This is a genomic window from Providencia sp. PROV201, assembly GCF_028479545.1.
GTDB classification, from domain to species: domain Bacteria; phylum Pseudomonadota; class Gammaproteobacteria; order Enterobacterales; family Enterobacteriaceae; genus Providencia; species Providencia huaxiensis.
In genome coordinates this window covers 77,889-102,251 of sequence record NZ_JAMPNW010000003.1, presented here as the reverse complement: position 1 = coordinate 102,251, position 24,363 = coordinate 77,889, and the positions used below count along the sequence as shown (strand labels likewise).

The following is a 24,363-nucleotide window of genomic DNA, read 5'->3' as shown; positions in this document are numbered from 1 at the left end:
ATGAAAACGCTTTATCTTTTTTGTGGAATTATCGCGTTATTGGTTTTAGCGGTATTAAGCTTGTTTATTGGAGCGGGTGACGTGTCACCCGTTTCGCTTTTCACCGACCCAGAGATGCAAGACATCTTTTTTATTAGCCGAATTCCCCGAACCATATCCTTGATTTTAGCCGGTAGCGCGATGAGCGTTGCAGGTCTAATCATGCAATTATTAACGCAAAACCGTTTTGTGGAGCCTTCTCTTGCAGGAACAACCCAGTCAGCCAGCTTAGGTTTATTGGTTGTCATGGTACTTTTCCCAGCAGCGAGTATTATGACCAAGATGGTGGTCGCCAGCGGTTTTGCACTCCTTGGCACCATGCTGTTTATGATGCTATTGCGCCGCGTAATTTTAAAATCTGCACTAATCGTCCCTCTGGTAGGGATTATGTTAGGTGCAGTGATTAGCGCATTAACCATCTTTACTGCTTATTATTTCGACTTATTGCAATCTCTTGGTGCATGGATGAGTGGTGACTTTTCTAGCATCATTCAAGGTCGATATGAACTCTTGTGGTTAGTAGGAATATTAACGTTAATTGCTTGCTGGATTGCAGATAGCTTTACGGTTGCCGGTATGGGACGTGAGTTTTCAATTAATGTTGGCCTAAATTATCGCAAAGTGATGACTATCGGTTTATCGATTATCGCCTTAATCAGTGGTGTGGTGGTCGTGGTGGTCGGGGCATTACCTTTCCTAGGCTTAATTATTCCAAATCTGGTGAGCTTAGTGATGGGCGATAACATACGTAAAACCATTCCATGGATTTGTCTTGCTGGTGGTGGCTTAGTTTTACTCTGTGACATTATTGGGCGCTTAATTCGCTATCCATTTGAAATCCCTGCAAGTGTGATTTTAGGTGTTGTTGGCGCGGTGATTTTTTTATATTTATTGTTGAAGCAACAACGTTATGCAAAAAGTTAACTCATCAATAGCGTTGCCTAGGAAAGGGGTAACGCCGTTGCAAAGAATATGGATACTACTGGCATTGTCATTGTTATCCATTGTTCTTTATATGACGGTCAATTTGGGCAGTAATCTTGCCTACATTTTGCCGCACCGAGGCTATATTGTTCTCACCATGATCGTGGTGGCTTTTGCCTCAGGGGTTTCAACAGTTCTCTTTCAAACTATTGCTAATAATAAGATATTGACTCCATCTATCATGGGATTGGAAGCATTATTTATATTATTACAAACCATTTTTGTCTTCTATACCGATAGCTTTCCATCCTCTTGGCTATTGAATATTGGTAAGTTTTTATTAGAGTCCACACTACTCGTGCTGTTCTCTGTACTGCTTTATCGCTGGTTATTTGTGTCAGTTAAAATGAATATCAACCTAGTATTGATGGTGGGTATTATTCTTGGCACATTATTTCGCAGTGTAGCGACATTGCTACAGCGCTTAATGGATCCCAATGAGTTTTCCATTTTACAAAGCCGGATGTTTGCCACCTTTACCAAAGGGACACCTGAGCTCATTCTATTCACGCTGCTTATCACTGCGGTCGTGGGCGTTTTATTGTGGCGTATGCGCTATTGTTTCGATGTTATCGCGTTAGGGCAAGCCAATGCGGTGAACTTAGGGATTAATTATCGCCAGCAAGTCACGGTTATCTTGTTGCTTATTTCAATCTTGGTTGCTGTTTCGACGGCACTGGTTGGCCCTTTAACATTCTTAGGCTTGATGGTCGCGAACTTAGCTTACTTAGTGGCTGGCAGTAGCCAACACCGCTATTTGCTACCCGTTTCCTTTCTACTTGGTGTCATTGCACTGGTTGGTGGTCAATTGATCCTTGAATATGGCCTAAATATGGCGGGGACATTATCGGTTGTTATCGAGTTTGTCGGTGGAATATTCTTTATTTATATGGTGTTAAGAAGGTTTTAGTATGATTGAAATTAGTCAGATATCGAAAAGTTATCAGGATACTAAAGTCTTAGATAACGTAACAACAACAATTAAAAATAGCGGTATTACCTCAATCATCGGGCCTAATGGTGCAGGTAAATCAACACTGTTGTCGATTATCGGGCGTTTGTTACAGCCCGATGACGGTGGCTATGTCAAAGTGAATGAACTTGATGTATCAACAACTCCGAGTGATAAACTCGCAAAATGTTTATCTGTTTTGCGCCAAGAGAACCAATTTGCGAGTCGACTAACGGTTGAAGAGTTGGTCGGTTTTGGGCGCTACCCGTATACCAAAGGTCGTTTAACCATTGATGATAAAAAGAAAATTGATGAGTCACTCTCTTTTCTAAACTTATCAGATTTACGTCACCGTTATTTAGATGAATTATCGGGTGGTCAACGTCAACGGGCCTATGTGGCAATGGTTTTATGCCAAGATACAGAATATGTTTTACTCGATGAGCCATTGAATAATCTTGATATGAAGCATGCCGTGATTATGATGAAACTGCTGCGTAAAGCCGCAGACGAGTTGGGAAAAACGATTATTTTAGTTATCCATGATATTAACTTTGCGTCAGTTTATTCTGACTACATTGTTGCACTGAGAAACGGCCGTTTGTCTTATCACGGTAAGCCTGAGGAGATCATGAAATCTGAAATTATTGAGGATATTTTTGATACCCCGGTTGATATTAAGAGGGTGGATGACCAGTATATTGCTCTCTACTACTAAATTTTCGTCATCCTTCGAGCTGTAGCGGTGTTGGCTATGCTCGCTACCCCGGGTCACATACTTTTGTATGCTCCCAATTTTCGTCATCCTTCGAGCTGTAGCGGTGTTGGCTACGCTCGCTAACCCTAGTCACATACTTTTGTATGCTCCTAGGGATTAGCTTCTCTTACCGCCTTGCTACAGTTCGAATGATTTAGAAAATTAAATGTTAGAATATTTTTTATAAAAAGGGGTAATCTTCACTGCGGTGAAATTTCAATGTCTTCATCGGTTGTCAGCAAGTCCAGTGATTGCAACATTTCTAAGCGTTTTATCCCATCGGCATTTACCACTAAACGCGCCAGCTCATTGTAGGTTTTTTTATTTATCGTGATGCGACGGCAAAGGTAAATATGGTAAACCTTTTCTCCCATAATCGCGGGCTCATCATCATTGACGGTTAACTCTTCATAACTAATATCAATGTGTTTCAAAAAATCAGAAATATTGAACCGAGTAATATCGGCGATAGAAGATTGGTTCTTTTCGAAGACGGATTGGCGATTATGCAGTAGCACATCCTTTCGGTAATACAGTATGTCTTCCATACGTTGAACATTGACCAAATTAACCCAATGGGATTTTTGCCGCATTTCACGGATATCGGGTGAAAGCATCGCTTCATTGATAAAACGAAAGGACTCCTTACAGATACCAACAGGTGCTTTAATACCTTCCCGATAAATACGCAATTGGCGGTCAGGGATCCATTTTTGGAATAGCCGATACAATTGCTCCCGGCCAACTTCTTTTAGCCTATCTTTGAAGATATAGCCGATGATCATCGCTAAAAATAAGTTGGCACTTAAAGCACCATATTTTCCTTGCCAGAAAAAGGCGATAACAGTCGCGAAAATCATTGAAATTGCAGCTGCAATACCATAGATAGAGTGTAGTAGAAGAGGAAGTCCCCGTTTATGACGAATTTCTAAATAGAGATAACGATTAATATATTTTTTCAATAAATTGCGGCGGTATGTGACTAATTCAGCATCCGTTTCATCACTGGGAAAACAATCAGGATACTGCTTTTTCAAATAACGCATCTCTTGGTACCAAAAATGACGTATTTCTTCGCGTAACGGTATTTGTTTATCTGCTAATAAATCACGCAAATAATTCATGGTGTAATACGTCATAAATTCGTCACAATAAGAAAAAGCATTGGAATGGATAGCTTCTTCAATTTTGGCTGACGGAATGGCTAATTCCCGATAAGCACAGAAACATTTGGCGATATTTGCCATGAACTCAGTCAAATATTCGGGAGTCTGCCGTTGGGGAGTTTGGCTTACCATTTTAATGTTCAAGCGGATCGTTCTTTTGAACGTTAAAGCATAACGTTTTAGCCTATTTTCATATTCGTCCAATGAAGGTAAGTTTTGTGGGTTATATTGCTGTAGCCACTGCTTTAGCTCATTCAATGCCCCGTTTTCATCAGTAAGTGATGATAATTTTACTGTAGGTGGGCGTAGCCGAATATAGTTCTTTAGGCTGCGCTGGAGGTTTGATGCTGCATAGAGGTCAGGGTTAATCTGTAATGATGAAGGTAAAAAGAAAAAAGTATCTACTTGGTAACGGATCTCTTTAGACTTACGTGGAAACAACACTTTTTGTTTGATTTCAAACTGCTTTTTTCCATGGATCTTGAGAGACTCTTTAATCATACATTACCTTGTCTTATGCCATTACTAACGTTTACGATTGATAATCGCAGCATAGCACGTTTATTTATTGAAGAACTTTAAGCAATAGCATACAGGAAACGAGAGTAACAATCTGTGAGAGGATGTTGAAAGATATGGCAATAGAAGAAAGGTAATTAATATAACGAGGCACATTGCTATGCCCCATTATCGTTTAGTTATTCGTTATCGAATAACTTATTTTTTTGCAGCTGGGCGTACCGCTGTCACTTCGATTTCTACTCTCCAAGCTGGATTAGCCAGTTTAGCGACTTGGAAGGTAGAACGAGCTGGCAGATTAGTTACTTTCTCAGACTCATAGAACTTGTTGTAACCAGCCATAAAGCCAGCAAAGTCCATAGTACCTTGAGTTTCTTCACCACCAACTAAGAATACTTGCATTTTAACAACGTCGTTCATGGTCAAACCCATACCTTCAAGGTTAGCTTGGATTTGTTTTAACACGTTGATAGTTTGTGCTTCGGTATTACCATAAGACTCTAAAACGCCTTCTTTAGCGTCTGCAGAGATTTTAGAAGGTACTTTTCCGCTCAGGAAAATAAGGCTGTTGCCCGCACCGATTTCTACTGATTCAGAGATAGGGAATCCTTTCACTGGAACGCGTTTAACATCATCAGCTGCATTCGCACTTGCTACACCTAAAATCAAAGGCAGAGAAAGCAATAAAGTTTTATAGCGCATGTAAACTCCTTAACATTATCAAAGTAAATAGGATCTATTAATTTTATCAAAAATTAAACTTTCATTTAACTTTAAACTATTCACTAATAGATCCACAGTAAAAATCGCTATTTTTCCCGTTTTTTAGTTAAAACGAGAAAGTTTGTACGGCGTTGGGTCGATAAATGGTTTTTCGCCCATTAATAATTCAGCCGTTAATCGACCAGATGCAGGGCTTTCTGTCATACCCCAGCCTGTTGCGGTGTTGATGACTAAACCTGGATACTGCTCGACTGTTGAAATAATTGGAATTTCATCATCCGTTGGCGCAACGGTACCACCCCAACGTTCAACCACTTTGGACTCTTTAAATACTGGGAATTCTTTTCTCAGTCTTTCTAGAACGCCATCTAAGTGTTCGTTGTTTGGTGTATTCGTTGCTGTACGGAACTCTTCGAATGGTGTCTTCTCATCTAAGTTCCAAGATGTTGCCATCATGAAGGAGTTGAATAAGTCTTTACCAATAGAGAACTCTAATGGTAATTCTCCACCGCCTAATACGTGCAGGAATCTTGGTCCTAACAGGAAGCTGTCTTTAACGATAGAGCTGGTAAAGATACGTGGAGCAACCGCGTAGGTGCCATCAGCTTGTTCACGGAAGTGAATACCATTAGGTAAGTGTACGTTACCTTTTGGTGCACCTGGTACGCCAGTAATACGTTGTTGTGACAGGTAAACGTTCAGTGTTGGAACGTCAATACCTAAGTTACCCATGAACAGACGCGACCAAATACCACCCGTCAGAACAACACGAGAAGTTTTGATTGCACCTTTTTCTGTGACAACATCAGAGATTTTACCGCCTGCAGTTTCGATACCACGTACTGCACAATTGGTGTAGATGCGGATACCGATTGATTTTGCGTAGTTTGCCATGGTTGGTGTGACAACTTCTGGGTCAAGGCTACCTGAGTCTTCTTCAAATCCACCAATTTTCCATGGAGTTTGTGCATCAACCAGACGATTAGCCAGTTCAGTACCTTCAATCATACGGGTACGTAATGGGGTATCGAAACCTGGGTTTTCAGATGCAGATTTTATCCACGCTCTTGAAATTTCTAAATCTTCTTCGCTAGAAGGTACTTCAACACGGCCTTGAACACGGTAGCTGGTGTCAGCACCGATTTTTTCGTTCATTCCAAGCCATTGAATTTTCCCGTAGTGGTGTAAAGGGAAAATCGCTGGGGAGGTCTTGTAGCTGATGATTTGGCTGTATGCACGGCCTGATTGCTCACCGCCGACAACACCTTTTTCACAGATAACAACATTAAGACCTTTTTCTGCAAGGTTAATTGCAGTCATGATCCCTTGAAGGCCAGCACCGATGATGACTGCATCTGCAGACTCAGGTAATTTGCCTTCAGTACCAGCAACAGCAGGTACACGTGATTTAGTCGATTCAAAACGACCTTCACGATTGATCATAGGAACAACTGCAGCACCCCCTGCTAGAACTCCAGCAGCACCAACCCCTAATAATAGCTTTCTTCTCGAGATTTTCATCTATAACCTCAATAACAATCTTGTTTTTTATATAGTAAATAATTTCAAATTGAGATGATGATCTTATCATATATTTTGTAATTGTTAAGTGCCGGTGGCATTTGTTAACAAAGGTCATTGAAATGAAATGTGACGTAAATTGATGTGCTCAGTGCTGTAAAGGCTTTGTCGGTGATTACTTTATTTTAGAGATGTAAGAATTAATATTTTTTTAATGTTAATGTCATTAAAAGTGTACAGGTGTAAATATGATAATTTAACTTAAGGTTAATAATTGATGAGGGGATCAAAGAAGGAGATTAATATTTCACCATAGATGAAAGTTCTGAATATCCCTTAAGTTATAAAATGAGAAATATAATATATAAATGGAATTTTAATGACCTCTTTGAGTTATTTTTGTTCATTTGATTATTAATTATCCATCTGGTAAGACCTGCAAAATTTAAGTTTATTTAATATTGCTTGGCTGGCCTGTCTAAATATCATTCATGATATTAATAGTAATGGCTGTTTTTAACGTGTTGATAATGTTGTTCATTCTATTTTTTATGTGTAATACATAAGCAGAAGAAAATAACCTAGCATTTACTAAGGTTAATTAACGTCATCATTTATGAGATAGAATTAGACAGACTCAAAGAGATAGGTATTTTCTATTATCTTTAATGTTGTAAAAATAACCATTTATTTTTTGATGACTATCAGAGATAAAAGTTAAGAGAATGTATAACAAGAATAGATAATTAAGATTAAGTAATGAATTGGAAATTGAATAAAAAGCTAAATTGGTTGTAATAAGAAAAAATACAGAGTGATTCATGTGGTTAATTGTCATTTAGCGGATGGCTATTTTTTATTTTAGGTACATATCATTCAGTTATTTTACTTTATTAGTCGATATGCACCATGATAGGTTCAATTATTAGTGATATATTCATTCCCTGTAGGAATTTGTGCGAAAAAATTAGCATAATCCTCGGATCGGACTTGTTGAAGAATGGTGACAAGCGCGGATAACGGTGCTTCAGACCAGTCACAGCGAATATCGATATCTGCATATTGTCGGTTATTCCATATTTTTAATGCAGCGGAACGGATCCCCCGGTAGTCACCGCCTTCATCTGCACCTGCTTGCATGGCAATCAGTAGCCTATCAGCCAGATCTTGATGGGCGTTTTTATAATAGCTTTGATGTATGGCATCCAGAACCTGCTCACCAGCTAACATATTTCCAGCAATGGCGAAGTTGGGCTCCGATAAACTTCCACACCAAGGTAAGCAATCTTGTCCCGTCCAATCGGCTGTACCACCGTGGTTATCAAGAATAATCAATTGCCGTTGTTCGCAGCCAATATCTTGTGTCACTAGGTAATCTAAGCTTTTATTCGCATTATGACCTTGTTGCAAATATTCAATACCTGTTAGTCCTGCAATAGGGTTTGTCATTGCTTGAGTAGCGATTGCACCCGTTTGGCTTTCACCATGTAAGACTAATGCACCAACAGCAGGGCCACCTGTTGCCGTTGCTGCGCCTATTTTTCCTGTCACTGGGCAGCGTGCCACAATTGAAAATGTCATTTTACACCTCATAAATTAGACCTTGATCAAATTTATCATCATAAATTCTTGCTTGAAATATAATTTATCATCATAAATAAAGAAAAAGATAAAATTATTAACAAAATTGACACAAATCACACTTCACAATCATATAGCAATGTCAGCACTCGGGGAGGCGCGAATGAAGATGCGTTTATGTAGATGGATAGCCAGTCTTTGGCTTTTATGCTTTATTTCGCTACCGACATTGGCGGTGAATCATCCTAATGTCTTGTTATTAGGGCAAGTTGCTGAGCCGCAGTCATTAGACCCACAAGTGGCGACAGCAGCGAATGATTCCCGAATTTTGGTTAACTTGTATGAAGGGTTAGTTCGCAATGCCGATGGCACATTAACGCTTGAGCCTGCTTTAGCCCAGTCATGGTCTATTAGTGACGATGGCCTCACCTATACTTTCCACTTACGTGAGAATATAAAGTTTCATGATGGTAGCCCCTTCAACGCAGATGCAGTCAAATTCACATTTGAACGAATGTTGGATAACCAGCACCCGTATTACCATACAGGGCCATTCCCATTATCGTTTTTTTTCTCCGCGATAGACAAGATAACGACCCCGGATGACAGAACCGTCGTTTTTACCTTAAAAGAGCCGTTTGCCCCGTTTTTATCGAACTTAGCGACACCGGCAGGGCTGATTGTTTCACCTACAGCAGTAAAACAATACGACAAAGACTTTAGCCGCCATCCCAGTGGAACAGGGCCTTTTAAATTTGATGAGTGGACCGCAAACCAAAGGGTGGTCGTATCCGCGAATGAAAACTATTGGGATGGAAAACCCAGTTTAGAGCATGTGGTTTTTCGGCCTATTACTGACGCTAATACTCGAGTCGCAGAAATGTTAGCAGGGGGGATTGATGCCATGGTTGAGGTACCCGCTGATAATGTCCCGCTATTTGTTCATGACGACCGCTTTGATGTTTATGAAGCGGTAGGGCCTCATGTTTGGTATGCCATGCTCAATGCGTCTCAGCCACCGTTTGATGATGTGCGGGTAAGGCAAGCAGTTAACTACGCGGTAAATAAAGACAATATTGTGAAATATATTCTTCAGGACTCTGCGGGGGTAGCACAAGGGCCCATCCCATCGGCATTTGATTGGGCATTTGATGCAGAAACAAAGGCTTATCCTTATGACCCTGAAAAAGCACGCCAATTGATAGCAGAAGCAGGGGCTCAAGGGCAAAAAGTTATTTTTTATGTCACGGAAGGGGGCTCAGGGATGCTAGACCCGATCCCCATGGCAACCGCCATTCAAGCTGACCTGAAAGCGGTTGGGTTATCTGTCGAAATCCAAACTTTTGAGTGGAATACCTACCTATCCAAGGTCAATGCAGGCCTCAAACAAGCACACATGGCTGAAATGGCATGGATGACGAATGACCCAGATACTTTACCCTTTTTAACCTTACATAGCGCCTCTTGGCCAGATAAAGGCGGGTTTAATTCCGGTTATTACAGTAACAAGCAGCTCGATAGGTTATTAGACAAAGCTCGAGTCACCAATAACCTCGAGGAGCGCGCCCAGCTATATCGGCAAGTACAAAAAATTGTTCATCAAGATGCACCTTGGCTGTTTGTCGCGAATTGGAAGCAAAATGCGGTCGCGAATGAGCATGTTAAGCATTTCAAATTGCAGCCTAATTTTAATTTATTACTTAAAGACGTTCGTAAAGATTGATTAATGTGAATTGATTATTCAATTAATCATTTGATTTTATGGGGAAAAACTATGTGGTTATACTGTTTGAAACGCGTTTTAGCGACCATACCCATACTGATTGGTTTGACGTTAATTGTCTTTTTTATCATGGCAATGATCCCTGGAGACCCAGCTCAAGCGTTGCTTGGCCCTTGGGCGACTCCTGAAAATGTGGCGAGAGTCAAAGTTGAGCTTGGGCTCGATAAGCCGTTATATCAGCAATATTTTATTTGGATGAATAATTTAATTTCGGGTGACTTTGGCCGCTCATTTGTCCTTAACCGTCCAGTTGTTGATGAGGTTTTAGAGCGATTTTCTGCCACGTTAATTTTGGGCGGAAGTGCGTTGTTACTCAGCTCAATTCTAGGGCTGCTGGCGGGGGTCCTTTCTGCCATTCGTCAGTTCAGTTGGAGTGATCGGTTTATTACACTCGCTGTTTTATTGGGTATATCAATGCCATCTTTTTGGATAGGCTTACTGATGATTATGCTTTTTTCTGTTCAATTACAATGGTTTCCGGCATCTGGAATGTATGATATTTGGCAAGGAGGTGGCCTGAGCGATTTATTACATCACCTTGTTTTACCTGCTGTAACGCTTTCATTGGTTGCGACAGGAGTGATAGCGCGTTTGACACGTACGGCAATGTTAGAAGTATTAAGGCTCGATTTCATTCGTACCGCCAGAGCTAAAGGGCTGAGCGAACGCAGAGTGATTTTCCGCCATGCATTTCGTATGGCGCTGGTTTCAGTCATCCCAGTCATTGGTATCCAAGCGGGTTTCGTTTTTGGTGGTGCGGTGTACATTGAAACCGTTTTTCAGTGGCCGGGGCTAGGCGCCATGCTAGTCAAGGCAGTAGCAACCCGTGACTTGTTTTTAGTCCAAGGGGGCGTATTGATTGCGGCAGCGTCCTATGTCTTTATCAATTTGCTTGCGGATGTTGTGCAAGCCATGTTAGACCCGAGGTTGAAATCATGAGCCAGTCTGTGACCCCTGTTATTCAGCATCGTCATCGCCAATCGATCGGCTCGTTATTATTGGCGAACCGTCTAGCAACGTTGGGGCTATTTATTTTAGTTATCATTATGCTCTTGGCATTTTTAGCCCCTTGGCTCCCCCTTGCTGATCCAGATAAAACCGATTTAGTGAATCGGCTACTTCCCGCTTTTTCACCTGATCATTTATTAGGGACAGACCATTTAGGGCGAGATATTTTGTCTCGATTGCTGTGGGGAACCCGAGTATCCCTATTGGTCGGTATCTCAGCAACGTTCATTGCGGCAATATTCGGCACCCTGATTGGCTTGGTGGCTGGCTATGTAGGCCATCGCACCGATACATTATTGATGCGTTGTATTGATATGCTAATGGCATTTCCATACATACTATTGGCATTAGCGATTGTCGCAGTCCTTGGGCCAGGGTTACTCAATGCGTTATATGCTATCGCATTGGTCAATATTCCCTTTTTTGCGAGAAATATTCGTGGGTTAACGGTGGGTTTGCGTGATAGGGATTTTATTCAAGCAGCAAGGTTGTCAGGTAAAAACCACCTACAAGTGCTATTAACGGAAGTGTTACCGAATGTCTTGCCAATTATTGTGGTTACCATGTCAACGACCATCGGTTGGATGATCTTAGAGACGGCGGGCTTGTCATTTTTAGGGCTAGGGACTCAGCCACCGAATGCAGATTTAGGTTCAATGTTAGGGCAAGGGCGCGCACAAATGTTTGTCGCTCCTCATGTGGCATTGGTACCCGGTATTATGATCTTTCTTATTGTGATTAGCTTTAACCTGTTAGGGGATGGCGTGCGTGACATTCTTGATCCCCGGTTAAAATCAGGGGCTCTACAGCGCTCACAACCGATGACACAGACTGATAGAGTTAATATTCCTGCGAAAACAGGGGATAAACAAGCGGTATTAGAAGTCAAAGAGTTGTCTGTCGCTTTTCGCCAAGGAAATCAATTACGTCCGACTGTAAAAGGGATTAGTTTTACCGTTGGGGCGGGGGAGTGCTTAGGGTTAATTGGGGAGAGCGGCTCAGGTAAGAGTGTTACGGCTTTGTCTGTGATGGGGCTGCTAGCGTCGCCTCCTGCGCTGATTACCGCGGGGGGGATTTATGTAGAACATGAAGAAATGTTGTCATTGCCATTATCCGTTATGCAGCGCCGTCGTGGTGCGAAGGTGTCCTATATTTTCCAAGACCCACTGACGACACTCCATCCGCAATTTACCATTGGTGTGCAATTGCGTGAAGCCATCACTGCTCACCAGTCTTTGTCACTCTATGAGGCGAAAAATAAAGCTATCGAATTATTGGATAGTGTTGGGATCCCTGATGCGCAAGAACGTTTTGGTGCCTATCCCCATGAGCTCTCGGGCGGGCAGCGTCAGCGGGTAGGGATCGCGATGGCGTTGGCCAATGACCCGGTGTTGATTATTGCCGACGAGCCGACCACCGCATTAGACGTCACGGTCCAGGCGCGTATTTTAGAGTTACTCAACCAACTACGCCGTGAACGCGGTGTTGCGCTCTTATTTATTACCCATGACTTCGCGGTTATTAATCAAATTTGCGACCGTGTTGCGGTGATGCAGCAAGGTGAGATAGTCGAAACGGGGGATACGCAAACGGTATTACGTCAGCCTCAGCATCCTTACACACAACGTCTGATCGCCAGTGTACCGAAGTTAGGGGAAGGGCGTGGGTTTTTAAAGCAGGTTCAACAACTCTATGGTCATCAGCCTAATGGTAATGATTTAGCATCAACGCAGGAGGCTTAATGAAAAAAGTGATTGAGGTTAATCAGTTGGTGAAAACCTTCGGGCAGCCGAAGAGCCTATTTCACCCCCGAGGGCGCCAAGTTCATGCACTAAAAAACATTTCATTATCGCTCTATGAAGGCGAAACACTTGCTGTTGTAGGGGAGAGTGGTTCTGGAAAAAGCACCTTAGCGCGTATTTTAGTTGGGTTGGAGCGTGAAACCTCGGGGGAAATTACCGTATTAGGGCAGACTCGAGCCGAGTGGCTGCAGCAAGGTGCTCGTGCGTTTGGGCAAGCTATTCAGTATGTTTTTCAAGACCCTGTCGCATCTTTGAACCCACGTAAAACGATTGGGGAAACATTAACGGTTCCCTTGAAATACTTAAAGCACATGAATGCATCACAAAGGGCGAAACGCTTGGCGGAATTACTTGAGGCCGTCAATATGCCAATTGACGCGTTAGCTTGCTATCCCCATGAGTTTTCGGGAGGACAGGCACAGCGGCTAGCGATTGCGAGAGCCTTAGCCGCAGATGCGCGGATATTAGTCCTTGATGAGCCAGTTAGTGCGTTGGATGTTTCGGTGCAAGCGCAAGTCTTGTTGTTATTAGAACAACTTAAACAACAGTTTTCGTTGTCGTATTTATTTATTAGCCACGATTTAGCGGTAGTGGAATCGATAGCAGATAGGGTTGCCGTACTCTATTTAGGGGATTTGCTAGAATGTCGAGATACCCGCAGCTTATTTGCCGCGCCGGAGCATGAATATACGCGAAATTTATTGGCTAGTGCCCCACGTATTCGTGTTGATTCAGTCGTTTAGAAAATAATTTAAACCAGTTGAGAACCTAATATGAGCACCAATAAGCCGACGACAATAGAGCCAGTACGTATTAAGCGGACTGATGAAATCGTCAATGCAATAAAAGAAACTATCATGGCCAATAACCTCATACCCGGTGACCGTTTGCCACAAGAAAAAGAACTGATTGAACATTATAACGCCAGCAAAAGTACGGTGCGAGAAGCACTGAAATCATTAGAAGTTCAAGGATTAATTAAAACGAAAACCGGGCCGGGTGGTGGCGCGTTTATTGATTCCATGACTGAATCCCGAGCAATGAGTTTGTTATCGAACTATTTGTTTACGCGGGATATATCAATCAAAGATATTTATACGCTACGTAAATTACTCGAACCAGTGGTTGCCGTTAGTGCGATTGACAACATTGATAATGAGGGTATTCAAAAGCTGTACGATACCATCGCCATTTATGACCATGAACCCGTAGATGAAAACGAACGCTGGCAACAGCGGATGGCCGAACTGGATTTTCATGCCGTGGTTGCCAGCTATTCCGACAACGTTTTATTAGTGTTTATTTGCCATTTTTTACAGCGTTTACTCAAAGATTTAGCGGTTTGTAAGGATATTTATTTAAAACCTGAGCCTGTCGATAGACGCCAAGGCATTGAATACCAATATCAATTAATCGAAGCATTACGCCGTAAAGATGTCGCAAAAGTTCAATCGGTGATGGAAGCTCATATGGCTTATGCAGAACAAGCCATGTTAGCGCTGCAAGCCACATTGCAAGAACGTTTTTTAAGTGAAGATAGGTAATATAATGATAGATAAAGTATATCTGACCTCTGTATTAAAAACATTGTTATGTACGCCTAGCCCGGTTGGTATGACGGAGCAAGCCGTGGCGCAAACTCACCAATGGTTGACTGAGTTGGGGTTCACTCCGAAATACACACGCCGTGGGGTGTTATATATCACGCTTGGCTCTGAAGAGCCTAAACGTGCATTAGCCGCCCACCTTGATACGTTAGGGGCGATGGTGACACAGCTCAAACCGAATGGGCGTTTGGCTCTGCGTAATACAGGTACATGGGCAGCGCGTTTTGCAGAAGGTGCAAGGGTGACGGTATTTAGTGACAATCACCAATATCGCGGCACGATTTTGCCATTAAAAGCCTCTGGGCATCGCTTTAATACTGAAGTTGATACCCAAATAGCCGATTGGGATAATTTAGAAATTCGCCTTGATGCCCCCTGTTATAACTTCGCTGATTTGCAATCCCATGGCTTAAATGTCGGTGATATTGTTGCGGTTGATGCGCAACCCGAATTCATTGACAACGGTTTTATTGTTTCTCGTCATTTAGATGACAAAGCTGGCTGCGCGGTGATGTTAGCTGCATTAAAATCACTGGTGGATGATGGCATTGTGCCAGCGGTGCCTTGCCAGATGATGTTCACGATTTCAGAAGAGGTCGGTATTGGCGGAACACACGGTTTTGGTCCGCAGGTTCAAGAATTATTAGCGATTGATAACTCTGTTTCTGCCCCAGACCAAACCACACGGGATGACGCACTCACTTTAGCTTTTCGTGACAGAACCGGGCCGTTTGATTTAGCCATTACACGGCATTTATTGCAGCTATGTCAGCAGTATGATATTCCTCACGTCCGCGATACGTTTAAACATTATCGTTCGGATAGTGCCGCCGCGATTGATGCAGGGTGGGATATTCGTGCGGCTTTAGCCTGTTTTGCTCTAGACAGTTCCCACGGCTGGGAAAGAACGCATCTTGACTCATTAGTCGCGCTCGCAACGTTAGTAAGACGCTATATTGAAAGTGATTTAGTGCCATTACCGGGGCAATCATTATAAAGCGAATAATGTGCGGTTGATGGTAAAAAGCCCTCATATCATTTAACGTGAGGAGGGCTTTGAACATGTTAATTGTTAACTTAGATTGGCTTGTGATAAATATTTTTGCATTTCATCTGCAGGAACCATACCACCACCCGTTGCCCATACCAGATGTGTTGCGTTAGCCAGTTTCGTTGGTGTGAGTGCTTTTGATTGCAAATAATCGGTGTTTTGCGTGACATGCACGCAGCCAGTCATACCCGCCAAGGCCGACGGTTCTAATTTAATAGACTCTGTCTGGTTGAGTAAGCCTAACAGGTTATACATTTCGCTATCTTCGATGGTGTAATAACCATCAATTAACCGCTCCATTGCGCGTCCTACAAAGCCTGATGCACGGCCAACCGCAAGGCCGTCTGCGGCGGTGATATTATCGATACCAATTTCTTGAACAGAGACTCCATCATGCAGGCCAGTATGTACTCCTAGCAGCATACAAGGTGAGTGGGTTGGTTCAGCGAATAAGCAGTGGACGGCATCCCCAAAGGCGAGTTTTAACCCGAAAGCGACACCACCGGGGCCACCCCCGACACCGCAGGGTAAATAGACAAACAGCGGGTGGTCGTTATCTACGGTAACACCTTGGTCTGTAAATTGCTTTTTCAAGCGCAAGCCTGCCACGGCATAACCTAAAAATAAGGTGGTAGAGTTTTCATCATCAATAAAAAAGCAGTTCGGGTCTTTTTCGGCTTCTTTACGGCCTTGTTCGACGGCAATGCTGTAATCTTGCTCGTATTCCACCACATTCACGCCATGTGAACGCAATTTGTCTTTTTTCCACTGTCTGGCATCTGCGGACATATGCACGCTGACGCTAAAGCCAAGCTTAGCGCTCATAATACCGATAGACATGCCCAGGTTGCCGGTTGAGCCTACCGCGATGCGGTATTGGCTAAAGAATTGACGAAATTGTTCAGAGAATAAAATTTCGTAATTATCGTCTGTAGATAAAATACCCGCTGCTAAGGCGAGTTTTTCCGCATGGGTGAGGACTTCATAGATGCCGCCCCGAGCTTTGATTGACCCTGAAATTGGCAGGTGGCTATCTTTTTTAAGTAATATTTTCCCGGTAATTGGCGTTTGGTAGCGAGCTGCAAGAGCGGCTTGCATCTGTGGAATAGTGACCACTTCGGATTCTATGATCCCTTGTGTGGCTTGGGTTTCAGGAAAGGCTTTCATCAAATAAGGCGCAAAGCGGTTTAATCGCGCTTCTGCGTCTTGCACATCTTCAATGGTTAGCCCAACATAAGGCAAACCCGCTTGTGTTGTCGTGACATTTGGGTTGAACCACGCAATTGGCTTTAAATCGATTAAGTCCTGAACTAAAGGGTAGTCAGCAATTAACTTATCAACATTTATCTGAGTCATAATTACTCTCTTTTAAATCACAAATGAAAGTGCAAAAGTCCCTGCCAGCGCGACGAAAGACGCAATCAACGTGGCGACACTATAAAAACGGAATGTTTCGGCTAAAGTGGCATTACAGTACTGTTTAACTAACCAGAACAACGAGTCAGTGACGATAGTGCAGCCAATTGCGCCGGAGCCAATGGCTAATGTCATGATTTCTGGGCTAATGTGTGGGTACATTGGCATTAATGGAGCCACAATCGCGGTTGCGCCCATCATCGCAACGGTGGCAGAACCGACAGCGGCATGAAGAATAATGGCGACTAGCCAGGCCAGCAAGATGGGGTGCATATCAATGCCCGATAACACCATCGCTAAGGAGTCGCTCAATCCACTGCCTTTTAAGATGCCGTTAAATGCTCCTCCTGCGCCGATAATCAATAAAATATTAGCGATTGAGCTAAAACTCTCTTCGGTTTTGCTGAGTAATACGCTCATACCCATGTTACGTCGGATCCCTAACATGTAATAAGCGACAAAAGCAGCAATAAACATAGCGGTTATTGGGTTACCAATAAACTGTAAGAGGGTAAATAACTGGCTATCTTTGCTCATGTTCAAGTCAGCGGCAGTCTTGATTAACATGAGGGCAATTGGCAATAACACCGTGAACAGTGTCGCACCTAAAGAAGGTAAGTCTTTTTCTTCACGTACCTCAAGATCTGAGAACGCTTCTGGCACAGTTTTAAATGGTAAGCGGTCACCTAAGAATTTGAGGAACAGTGGCCCGCCGACTAATGACGCGACTAGGCCTACGGCTAACCCTGCAACAATCACCGTACCAATATCAGCACCTAATTCATTTGTGACAAATAGAGCAGCAGGGTGTGGCGGTACGATGCAATGGACGGCCATCAGCGCAGTACACAATGGGATCGCTAACTTTAATAATGAAGTATTGGTTCTTTTGGCAATGGAAAATGCGAGTGGGATCAGTAACACCACACCGACCTCAACAAACAGGGTGATACCGCAGATTAACCCAATGAGTACCATGGTGACATCGGGAGTCAACCAACGGCTTTTTTGTAATGTCACTCCAATTCGCTCTGCTGCCCCGGAGATTTCCATCATTTTTCCAAGAATAGTTCCTAGCCCGATAATGGCAGCTAAGAAACCAAGTGTACCCCCAATGCCATTTTCGATAGCGTTGACCATCTCCAATGGATTCATTTGCATGGAGATACCAACAAAGAAGCTGGCGAGTAAAAGTGCTAAAAAGGGATGAAACTTAAATTTAATAATTGAAACGATGATTAGTAAAATACTGATAACTAAAGTACCAATCATCCACATTGTAGAGTCCATATCCTACCTCTGATCATCTTGTTATTGTTTTTCTATTGGATAATAAATATTCAGTGGTGACAAACGATGAAACACGAGCTTTAGATGAATCAAATTAACTCAAAGGTGTGATATTAGTCATATAAAATGGAGATTAGTGCATTTGAGTCACCCTAATTCATCTTAAAATGGGTATTGTAGAGATCATTGGGGGTCATTGTTTTTATCGGAGGCGTTGTGTCAGCACATTTCAATCAATTTGAGCAATCTGGATTTATTCAGTGGAATAAACGGTTATCAAGTTATCAGCTATCGCGTCTACATACCTTTGAAGCGGCGGCACGGCACTGCTCTTTTGCATTGGCGGCACAGGAACTGGCGTTAACGCCTAGTGCAGTTAGCCACCGAATTAACACCCTAGAAGGGGAATTGGGGTTTAAATTATTTGAACGTTTTCATCGGCGCATTGAATTGACGGTTGATGGTGAGCGGATTTACTGGGCTTTACGCAAAAATTTGGATGATATTAACCAAGAAATCATTGATATCAAGAACCAAGAAATCTCGGGTGAACTTACGGTATATTCGCGACCATCCATCGCTCAGTGCTGGTTAATTCCCAAAATTGCGGATTTTGCTCATCAATACCCCTCGATTCAATTGAATCTATTAACAGGGAACGATGACGTTAATTTTCGAGGTTATGGTATTGATGTTGCTATTTATTATGATGATATCACTCGGCCAAACTTATATTGTGAAGATTTAATGTCAGAATCAATTGTCCCAGTTTGTAGCCCACAATATGCAGAACAGCATGATTTACTTAATAATATGCACCAATTGAAAAATTGTACTTTATTGCATGATAGGCAAGCATGGAGCAGTAACTCTGACTATGATGAATGGAAGGCGTGGAGTGAGTATTACCAATTAACGTTGTTTCCTCATCGCCGAAACTTATGTTTTGATCGTTCTGATCTAGCGATTGTTGCCGCCATGAACCATGCAGGTGTAGCCATGGGGCGTAAACAATTGGTTGAAAAACGTCTTAAGCGGCAAGAGCTAGTAATGCCATTTGGCGATATTTCGCTGAAGTGTGAACAACGCCACTATTTTGCGATGCTTAATGATAAACGTAATCCGAAGGCAGATATTTTTATTCAATGGTTAAAACAGCAAGTTAACGCAATATCACAAGTAAAATGACGCTTACTCGAGTAAGATAACCACTTGGTGATGTTTTTAGAGAATGGAAAAACCGCAAGCTATGGCCCCGAAAACGCAAAAAGTTGCCACGATCAAAGATGTCGCTGCCAAAGCTCAGGCAGGGAAAACCAGTATCTCACGTTATTTGAATGGTGAATTCCATTTGCTTTCAGATAATTTGCGTCAACGTATTGAAAGTGCCATCCGTGAATTAAACTATCGCCCCAACCAAATGGCACGTAGCTTGAAACATGGGCGGACAGGCTTGATTGGCTTGATTATTGCCGATATCGGTAACCCATTCTCTGTTGAAGTCCTAAAAGGGGTGGAAGCCGAGTCAATCAAACAAGGTTTTATGACAGTGGTTTGCAATGCCAATAATAGCATTGAGCGTGAATGCCAATTTATTCAGCTACTAAAAGGTTACCGCGTGGATGGGCTTATTATAAATTCAGCGGGTGTTAATGAGCAATTCATTGATGTGTTGAAAGAAACCACGCTTCCTTTTGTCTTATTAGATAGAAAAATCGATAACTTTCCCAGTGATATGGTTGGGTTAGATAACCCCGCTTCTGCACAAATGGCCTTTAATCATCTGATTGAACAAGGGTTCGAAGCGATTTGCTTCGTGACTGAGCCCATTGTGTATAACAGCGCACGTCAGGAGCGTTTACAGACATTCCAAGCGTTATCGCAGAGCCATCAACATATTCAAAGCGAATTTCATGAAGTGACCTTGCCTGACCCGGCAAAATTAGAAGCCATCGTTGCTGATTTTTGTACGGCACATCGTGGTATGCGCAAAGTGATTGTCGCCGCCAATGGCGTGCTGACCTTGCAGTTGGCATATGTCATGAATAAGCAAGGGCTACGTTGGGGGACAGATATTGGTTTTTTAAGTTTCGATAACCTCGAATGGGCTGCATTAGCTGGGCAAGGGGTGACTTCGGTGTCTCAACCGACAGCGGAAATGGGGCACAAGGCGGTGGAGTGCTTGCTAGAAAAACTGGAAGACCCAGATAAACCCCCAGTGCAATACTTATTTAATGGGGAACTACTGATCCGTAAATCAACGACATTGTAGTCTTTAGTGGCTCTTAAAATTTAGTTACCATTTACCAATTTAGCTTAAGATTTATTACATGTATACTGATGTGTAGACTAAATTGTAACCATTTTGAGAGCATAGGGAACATATGAAAAAGATAGGGATATTATTGCTAGCTAGCCTTGTTTTAGCGGGTTGTAGCACCAGAAGTCAGGTCAAAGAGTATACCTGCCAAGTAGACCAAAGTTATAATCACATCACATTAGAACGTAACGGCAAATTTACCTTTCCAACAGGGGCAAGTAAAGTACAAGTCTTTTTCAATAATGGTCAGGTCAATATTGTTGATTTTGTTGGCTATGAGTATATGAGTTATCCGCTAGTGAAAAGTACAGAGCAGCGACGTGTTGAGAAAATAAAAGACTTTAACATCGTGATAAATAAAGGTGATTATTATTCTGATGTCAATGGCATGTTGGAAATTTACTCACCAACTCAAAAAACAGTGGGGTTATATTATTTAGCGCCATCGACCAGTAAACTGAATTCTATCCAATTTCTGACGGAGTGTGAACGAAGCAGTGTTGCTCGCCCGGGACGCGCTCATGAGCATTGATGGGTAAATAGGCAAAGAACCCTAACAAATTAGGGTTCTTTAGGTTCTGAGTTATTTTGCTATTTCAGGGTTAACACAGTTTTGGCTTAGGTCACCCTTTAAAGCCGCTATTAGGTTATCAACGGCACATTCGACCATAGCATAACGGGTTTCATGGGTGGCGGAACCGATATGCGGCAGAGCAACCACATTTGGCAGCGTGAGTAGCTTAGAGTCGCTTGGAAGCGGCTCCACCTCAAACACATCTAAACCCGCTCCACGAATTATGCCCATTTCTAATGCATCGGTCAGCGCGGCCTCATCAATAATTCGACCTCTTGAACCGTTGATCAAAAACGCACTGGGTTTCATTTTTTCCAACTCATTTTTGCCGATCAATTTTTCGGTTGAAGGTAATAATGGCAGCACGACACAGACAAAATCAGATTCCGCGAGTAATGAATCGAGGTCACAACGACGTGCCTTAAGTTGGGTTTCTGCATCGGAGTGGATATGGTTATTGTAATAGAGAACTGGCATTCCGAAGCCTAAGTGAGCACGTTTAGCGACAGCATAGCCAATGCGCCCCATTCCGAGTATACCAATCGTTTTACCATGCACATTGCTGCCGTATGCATTTTCACCAATACTTTGGGTCCATTGGCCGTTTTTGACCATCTCAGCCATTTCGATAATGCGTCGCGCACTGCAAAGCACTAATGTAAAAATGGTATCCGCGGTGGTTTCGGTTAATACATTGGGGGTATGCATCAATGCAATCTTTCTGGCATTCATGGCGTCAATATCAAATTGGTCGACACCAACCGAAATGGTCGACGCGGCTTTCAAATTTGGTGCATTGGCAATGTCATCTGCTGTGATCGGGTAACTAGCACCAATAATGCCGTCAGCACTCGTCAAAGCTTGTTTAAAGCAAGCGAGATTCTCAGGGGTAATGCTATCAAATGCAGTGACATTAAAGTGCTGCTGTAGCCGCTCAAGTTGATCTGCGGGAATGGATTTATATAAAACAATATTCTTTTTCATGGTATCCCTTTTAAGCATGCTCTGTGATGACGGCATCACTCTTTTGCTCTTGGTTTGGTTTAACAATCAGGGTAAAGAAAACCGAAGCTAACAATGCGATCCCCATAAACATATACGAGGCACTTGGGCTACCTGTCGCCCCATTTAAGTAACCCACAAACCATGAACCAAAGAATGAACCTAATGCGCCCATACTATTGATTAATGCCATTGCACCACCAGCAACGTTCTTTGGCAACATTTCAGGAATGATAGCGAAGAAGGGCCCGTATGGGGCGTACATTGCAGCACCTGCAATCACTAATAAGGTATAAGAGAACCAGAAATTCGTGCTACCGAGTAAGTATGAACCGAGGAAACACACCGCACCGAGCAAAAGCATTGGCCAGACAAATAATTTGCGGTTATGCATTCGGTCAGATGCCCATGAAACTAAGATCATAGCCATCGTTGCTGCAAGGTATGGGACTGCGGAAAGCCAACCTGTTTCTACCATCCCGAGGTTGGATGCGCCACGAATAATGGATGGCAACCACAGCACAAAGCCATACACCCCAATGCTCCAACAGAAATATTGAGCGCAGAGTAAAATCACATTACGAGACTTGAAGGCTTCACGGTAATTACGAACGGGTTTGATGTTTTTCTGTTCGTCACTCAGGATCTTATCTAATGTCTCTTTTTCTGATTGGCTTAACCAATTGACTTGGTTTGGCTTATCTCGTGCTGTTCTCCACCAGAAAAAGGCCCATAAAATCGCAGGCACTCCTTCAATGATAAACATTTCACGCCAACCGAAGGCTTGAATGAGATAACCAGATAGCACGGACATCCACAGTACCGTAACGGGGTTGCCTAGAATTAAAAAAGTATTGGCGCGAGAGCGCTCTGATTGGGTAAACCAGTTACTGATATAGATAAGCATCGCAGGCATGACCGCGGCTTCGACGACCCCTAGGCTAAAGCGAATAATCACTAGCATTGGGATATTGCTCACCATGCCAGTTAAACTAGCGAATAAGCCCCATAGGAAGATACAAGCAAAAATGAGTTTACGGACACTGCGCTTTTCTGCATAGATAGCCCCCGGTATTTGGAAAAAGAAATAGCCAAGGAAAAATAATGAGCCGAGTAGGGACGACATCCCTTTGGTAATCCCTAAGTCCGCGTTGATCCCTGCGGCAGCGGCAAAACTGTAGTTGGCTCTGTCTAAGTAGGCAAGGCTATAGGTGATAAACACGATTGGCATGATGCGCCACCAACGTGACGCTGCTGGAGTATTCATTGTCATAATCGATTTCCTTTTAACATACCGCTTTAGTGGTGGCTGCAGACAGTAATGCCATTTCATGCTGCAGTTGTGCCTGAGTTGGTAAACCTTCACTGTCGCCAATGACTTGAATGGCTCTTGCTCCAACAAAATTACCTCTTGCAACAGCTTGTGGTAATGTCAAACCTTCAAGTAAGGCGCTAATAACGCCAACGGCGAAACCATCACCAGCTCCGACGGTATCAATGACGTGTTTCACATGAACGGCAGGTGCTATGCCCTGTTGGTTATTTACCGTTTTATAATATGCTCCGTGTTCCCCGGTTTTAATCACAACCACTTCGACACCTTGAGCGAGATAAAAATCAGCAATAGACTCGGGTTGGTCGAAGCCCGTCAGGATTTTGCCTTCTTTTAAGCCAGGTAAGACCCAATTAGCTTGGAACGCGAGTTGGTTGAGCTGTTCGACCATTTCCTGTTCACTTTTCCATAGGGATGGGCGCAAATTGGGGTCAAATGACAGTGTTTTACCTACATTTCGCATCCATTTTGCTGCATACAGTGAAAGTTGATAGCTGGTGGGCGAAAGTGCGGCTGCCACGCCACTTAAATGTAAATGACGGGCAGACAGAAAATACGCTTCATTAAAGTCAGTGAGATCTAAATGGCTGGCTGCTGATCCTTTACGGAAATACTCCACGGTGGGATCGGTTCCATTTTCGGCTTTAGATTTAAGTTGGAAGCCCGTTGGGTAACGAGAGTCCACTGTAACGCATTGAGTATCCAGTTGTTCTTTATCCAAAGTGGCTTGAATAAAACGCCCGAAGGAGTCATCGCCAAGTCGGCTTATCCAGCCACTTCTTAACCCTAGGCGAGACAGGCCGATGGCGACATTCAGCTCAGCACCGGCTGCGCGACGGATGAAACTTTCAATTTCGTGCAATTCCCCTGTTTGTGTTGCCACAAACATCATCATGGCTTCACCAAGAGTGATAACATCTAATTGATTTTTCATG

The 24,363-nt window shown here is 43.0% G+C and carries 21 protein-coding genes; 12 read left to right on the top strand and 9 right to left on the bottom strand.

Annotation, left to right across the window (positions count from 1 at the left end; translation table 11 throughout):
• From PR809_RS03785 to PR809_RS03775, 3 genes are read left to right on the top strand one after another with little or no spacing between them, the layout of a single operon-like run.
• A complete protein-coding gene (locus PR809_RS03785) occupies positions 1-963 on the top strand; it encodes an ABC transporter permease (RefSeq protein WP_102138093.1) in 963 nt (320 codons plus the stop codon).
• Complete coding sequence (locus PR809_RS03780; RefSeq protein WP_102138092.1) at positions 950-1,933, top strand: iron chelate uptake ABC transporter family permease subunit; 984 nt, start codon at positions 950-952, stop codon at positions 1,931-1,933. The genes PR809_RS03785 and PR809_RS03780 overlap by 14 nt, the downstream gene beginning before the upstream one ends.
• 1 nt (position 1,934) lies before the next feature.
• A complete protein-coding gene (locus tag PR809_RS03775; protein WP_102138091.1) occupies positions 1,935-2,693 on the top strand; it encodes an iron ABC transporter ATP-binding protein in 759 nt (252 codons plus the stop codon).
• A gap of 239 nt (positions 2,694-2,932) precedes the next feature.
• Here the strand turns inward: PR809_RS03775 and PR809_RS03770 are convergent, their stop codons facing one another.
• The 4 genes from PR809_RS03770 to PR809_RS03755 form a co-directional block, all read right to left on the bottom strand.
• Entirely contained in the window at positions 2,933-4,399 is a 1,467-nt protein-coding gene (locus PR809_RS03770) for a hypothetical protein (RefSeq protein ID WP_102138090.1), read from the bottom strand.
• A gap of 216 nt (positions 4,400-4,615) precedes the next feature.
• Positions 4,616-5,119 (bottom strand): RidA family protein, encoded by a 504-nt coding sequence (locus tag PR809_RS03765; RefSeq protein ID WP_102138089.1) that lies wholly within the window; start codon positions 5,117-5,119, stop codon positions 4,616-4,618.
• A 123-nt stretch (positions 5,120-5,242) separates the two neighbouring features.
• Positions 5,243-6,661 carry an NAD(P)/FAD-dependent oxidoreductase gene (locus PR809_RS03760; protein ID WP_102138088.1) on the bottom strand — a complete coding sequence of 473 codons (1,419 nt, stop codon included), beginning with the start codon at positions 6,659-6,661 and terminating at the stop codon, positions 5,243-5,245.
• 918 nt (positions 6,662-7,579) lie between these two features.
• Entirely contained in the window at positions 7,580-8,242 is a 663-nt protein-coding gene (locus PR809_RS03755; RefSeq protein WP_102138087.1) for a DUF1028 domain-containing protein, read from the bottom strand.
• 163 nt (positions 8,243-8,405) lie between these two features.
• On the opposite strand from PR809_RS03755, the gene PR809_RS03750 reads away from it, so the two are divergent.
• From PR809_RS03750 to PR809_RS03725, 6 genes are read left to right on the top strand one after another with little or no spacing between them, the layout of a single operon-like run.
• On the top strand, positions 8,406-9,965 hold the full coding sequence (locus tag PR809_RS03750) for an ABC transporter substrate-binding protein (protein WP_206276647.1): 1,560 nt from the start codon (positions 8,406-8,408) through the stop codon (positions 9,963-9,965).
• Between the two features lie 51 nt (positions 9,966-10,016).
• The gene (locus tag PR809_RS03745; RefSeq protein WP_102138085.1) at positions 10,017-10,964 is read left to right on the top strand and encodes an ABC transporter permease; all 948 of its coding nucleotides are present in this window, start codon (positions 10,017-10,019) and stop codon (positions 10,962-10,964) included.
• Entirely contained in the window at positions 10,961-12,775 is a 1,815-nt protein-coding gene (locus PR809_RS03740; protein ID WP_206276648.1) for a dipeptide/oligopeptide/nickel ABC transporter permease/ATP-binding protein, read from the top strand. Before PR809_RS03745 ends, PR809_RS03740 begins: the two co-directional genes overlap by 4 nt.
• A complete protein-coding gene (locus PR809_RS03735) occupies positions 12,775-13,578 on the top strand; it encodes an ABC transporter ATP-binding protein (protein WP_166264184.1) in 804 nt (267 codons plus the stop codon). The genes PR809_RS03740 and PR809_RS03735 overlap by 1 nt, the downstream gene beginning before the upstream one ends.
• Before the next feature lie 30 nt (positions 13,579-13,608).
• Positions 13,609-14,379 (top strand): FadR/GntR family transcriptional regulator, encoded by a 771-nt coding sequence (locus tag PR809_RS03730; protein ID WP_206276649.1) that lies wholly within the window; start codon positions 13,609-13,611, stop codon positions 14,377-14,379.
• A gap of 4 nt (positions 14,380-14,383) precedes the next feature.
• A complete protein-coding gene (locus tag PR809_RS03725) occupies positions 14,384-15,439 on the top strand; it encodes an osmoprotectant NAGGN system M42 family peptidase (protein ID WP_102138081.1) in 1,056 nt (351 codons plus the stop codon).
• Positions 15,440-15,514: 75 nt separating this feature from the next.
• On the opposite strand, the gene PR809_RS03720 is transcribed toward PR809_RS03725, so the two are convergent.
• Both PR809_RS03720 and dsdX read right to left on the bottom strand, forming a co-directional pair.
• Positions 15,515-16,849: a D-serine ammonia-lyase gene (locus PR809_RS03720; protein ID WP_206276650.1), complete on the bottom strand. Its 1,335-nt coding sequence runs from the start codon at positions 16,847-16,849 to the stop codon at positions 15,515-15,517.
• Positions 16,850-16,861: 12 nt separating this feature from the next.
• Entirely contained in the window at positions 16,862-18,199 is a 1,338-nt protein-coding gene (gene dsdX / locus PR809_RS03715) for a D-serine transporter DsdX (RefSeq protein ID WP_094961591.1), read from the bottom strand.
• A gap of 216 nt (positions 18,200-18,415) precedes the next feature.
• On the opposite strand from dsdX, the gene dsdC reads away from it, so the two are divergent.
• The 3 genes from dsdC (at position 18,416) to PR809_RS03700 (ending at position 21,051) form a co-directional block, all read left to right on the top strand.
• Positions 18,416-19,387 (top strand): DNA-binding transcriptional regulator DsdC, encoded by a 972-nt coding sequence (dsdC, locus tag PR809_RS03710; protein ID WP_102138076.1) that lies wholly within the window; start codon positions 18,416-18,418, stop codon positions 19,385-19,387.
• A gap of 43 nt (positions 19,388-19,430) precedes the next feature.
• Positions 19,431-20,471, top strand: a complete 1,041-nt coding sequence (locus tag PR809_RS03705; RefSeq protein ID WP_206276651.1) for a LacI family DNA-binding transcriptional regulator — start codon at positions 19,431-19,433, stop codon at positions 20,469-20,471.
• Positions 20,472-20,583: 112 nt separating this feature from the next.
• Positions 20,584-21,051, top strand: coding sequence for a hypothetical protein (locus tag PR809_RS03700; RefSeq protein WP_102138074.1), 468 nt, complete (start codon positions 20,584-20,586; stop codon positions 21,049-21,051).
• A 51-nt stretch (positions 21,052-21,102) separates the two neighbouring features.
• Here the strand turns inward: PR809_RS03700 and PR809_RS03695 are convergent, their stop codons facing one another.
• The 3 genes from PR809_RS03695 to PR809_RS03685 are packed head-to-tail and all read right to left on the bottom strand — an operon-like array spanning position 21,103 to position 24,362.
• Complete coding sequence (locus tag PR809_RS03695; RefSeq protein WP_206276652.1) at positions 21,103-22,077, bottom strand: NAD(P)-dependent oxidoreductase; 975 nt, start codon at positions 22,075-22,077, stop codon at positions 21,103-21,105.
• A 10-nt stretch (positions 22,078-22,087) separates the two neighbouring features.
• Positions 22,088-23,368 (bottom strand): MFS transporter, encoded by a 1,281-nt coding sequence (locus PR809_RS03690; protein WP_102138072.1) that lies wholly within the window; start codon positions 23,366-23,368, stop codon positions 22,088-22,090.
• Positions 23,369-23,381: 13 nt separating this feature from the next.
• Entirely contained in the window at positions 23,382-24,362 is a 981-nt protein-coding gene (locus PR809_RS03685; RefSeq protein WP_206276653.1) for a sugar kinase, read from the bottom strand.
• Position 24,363 lies beyond the last annotated feature (1 nt).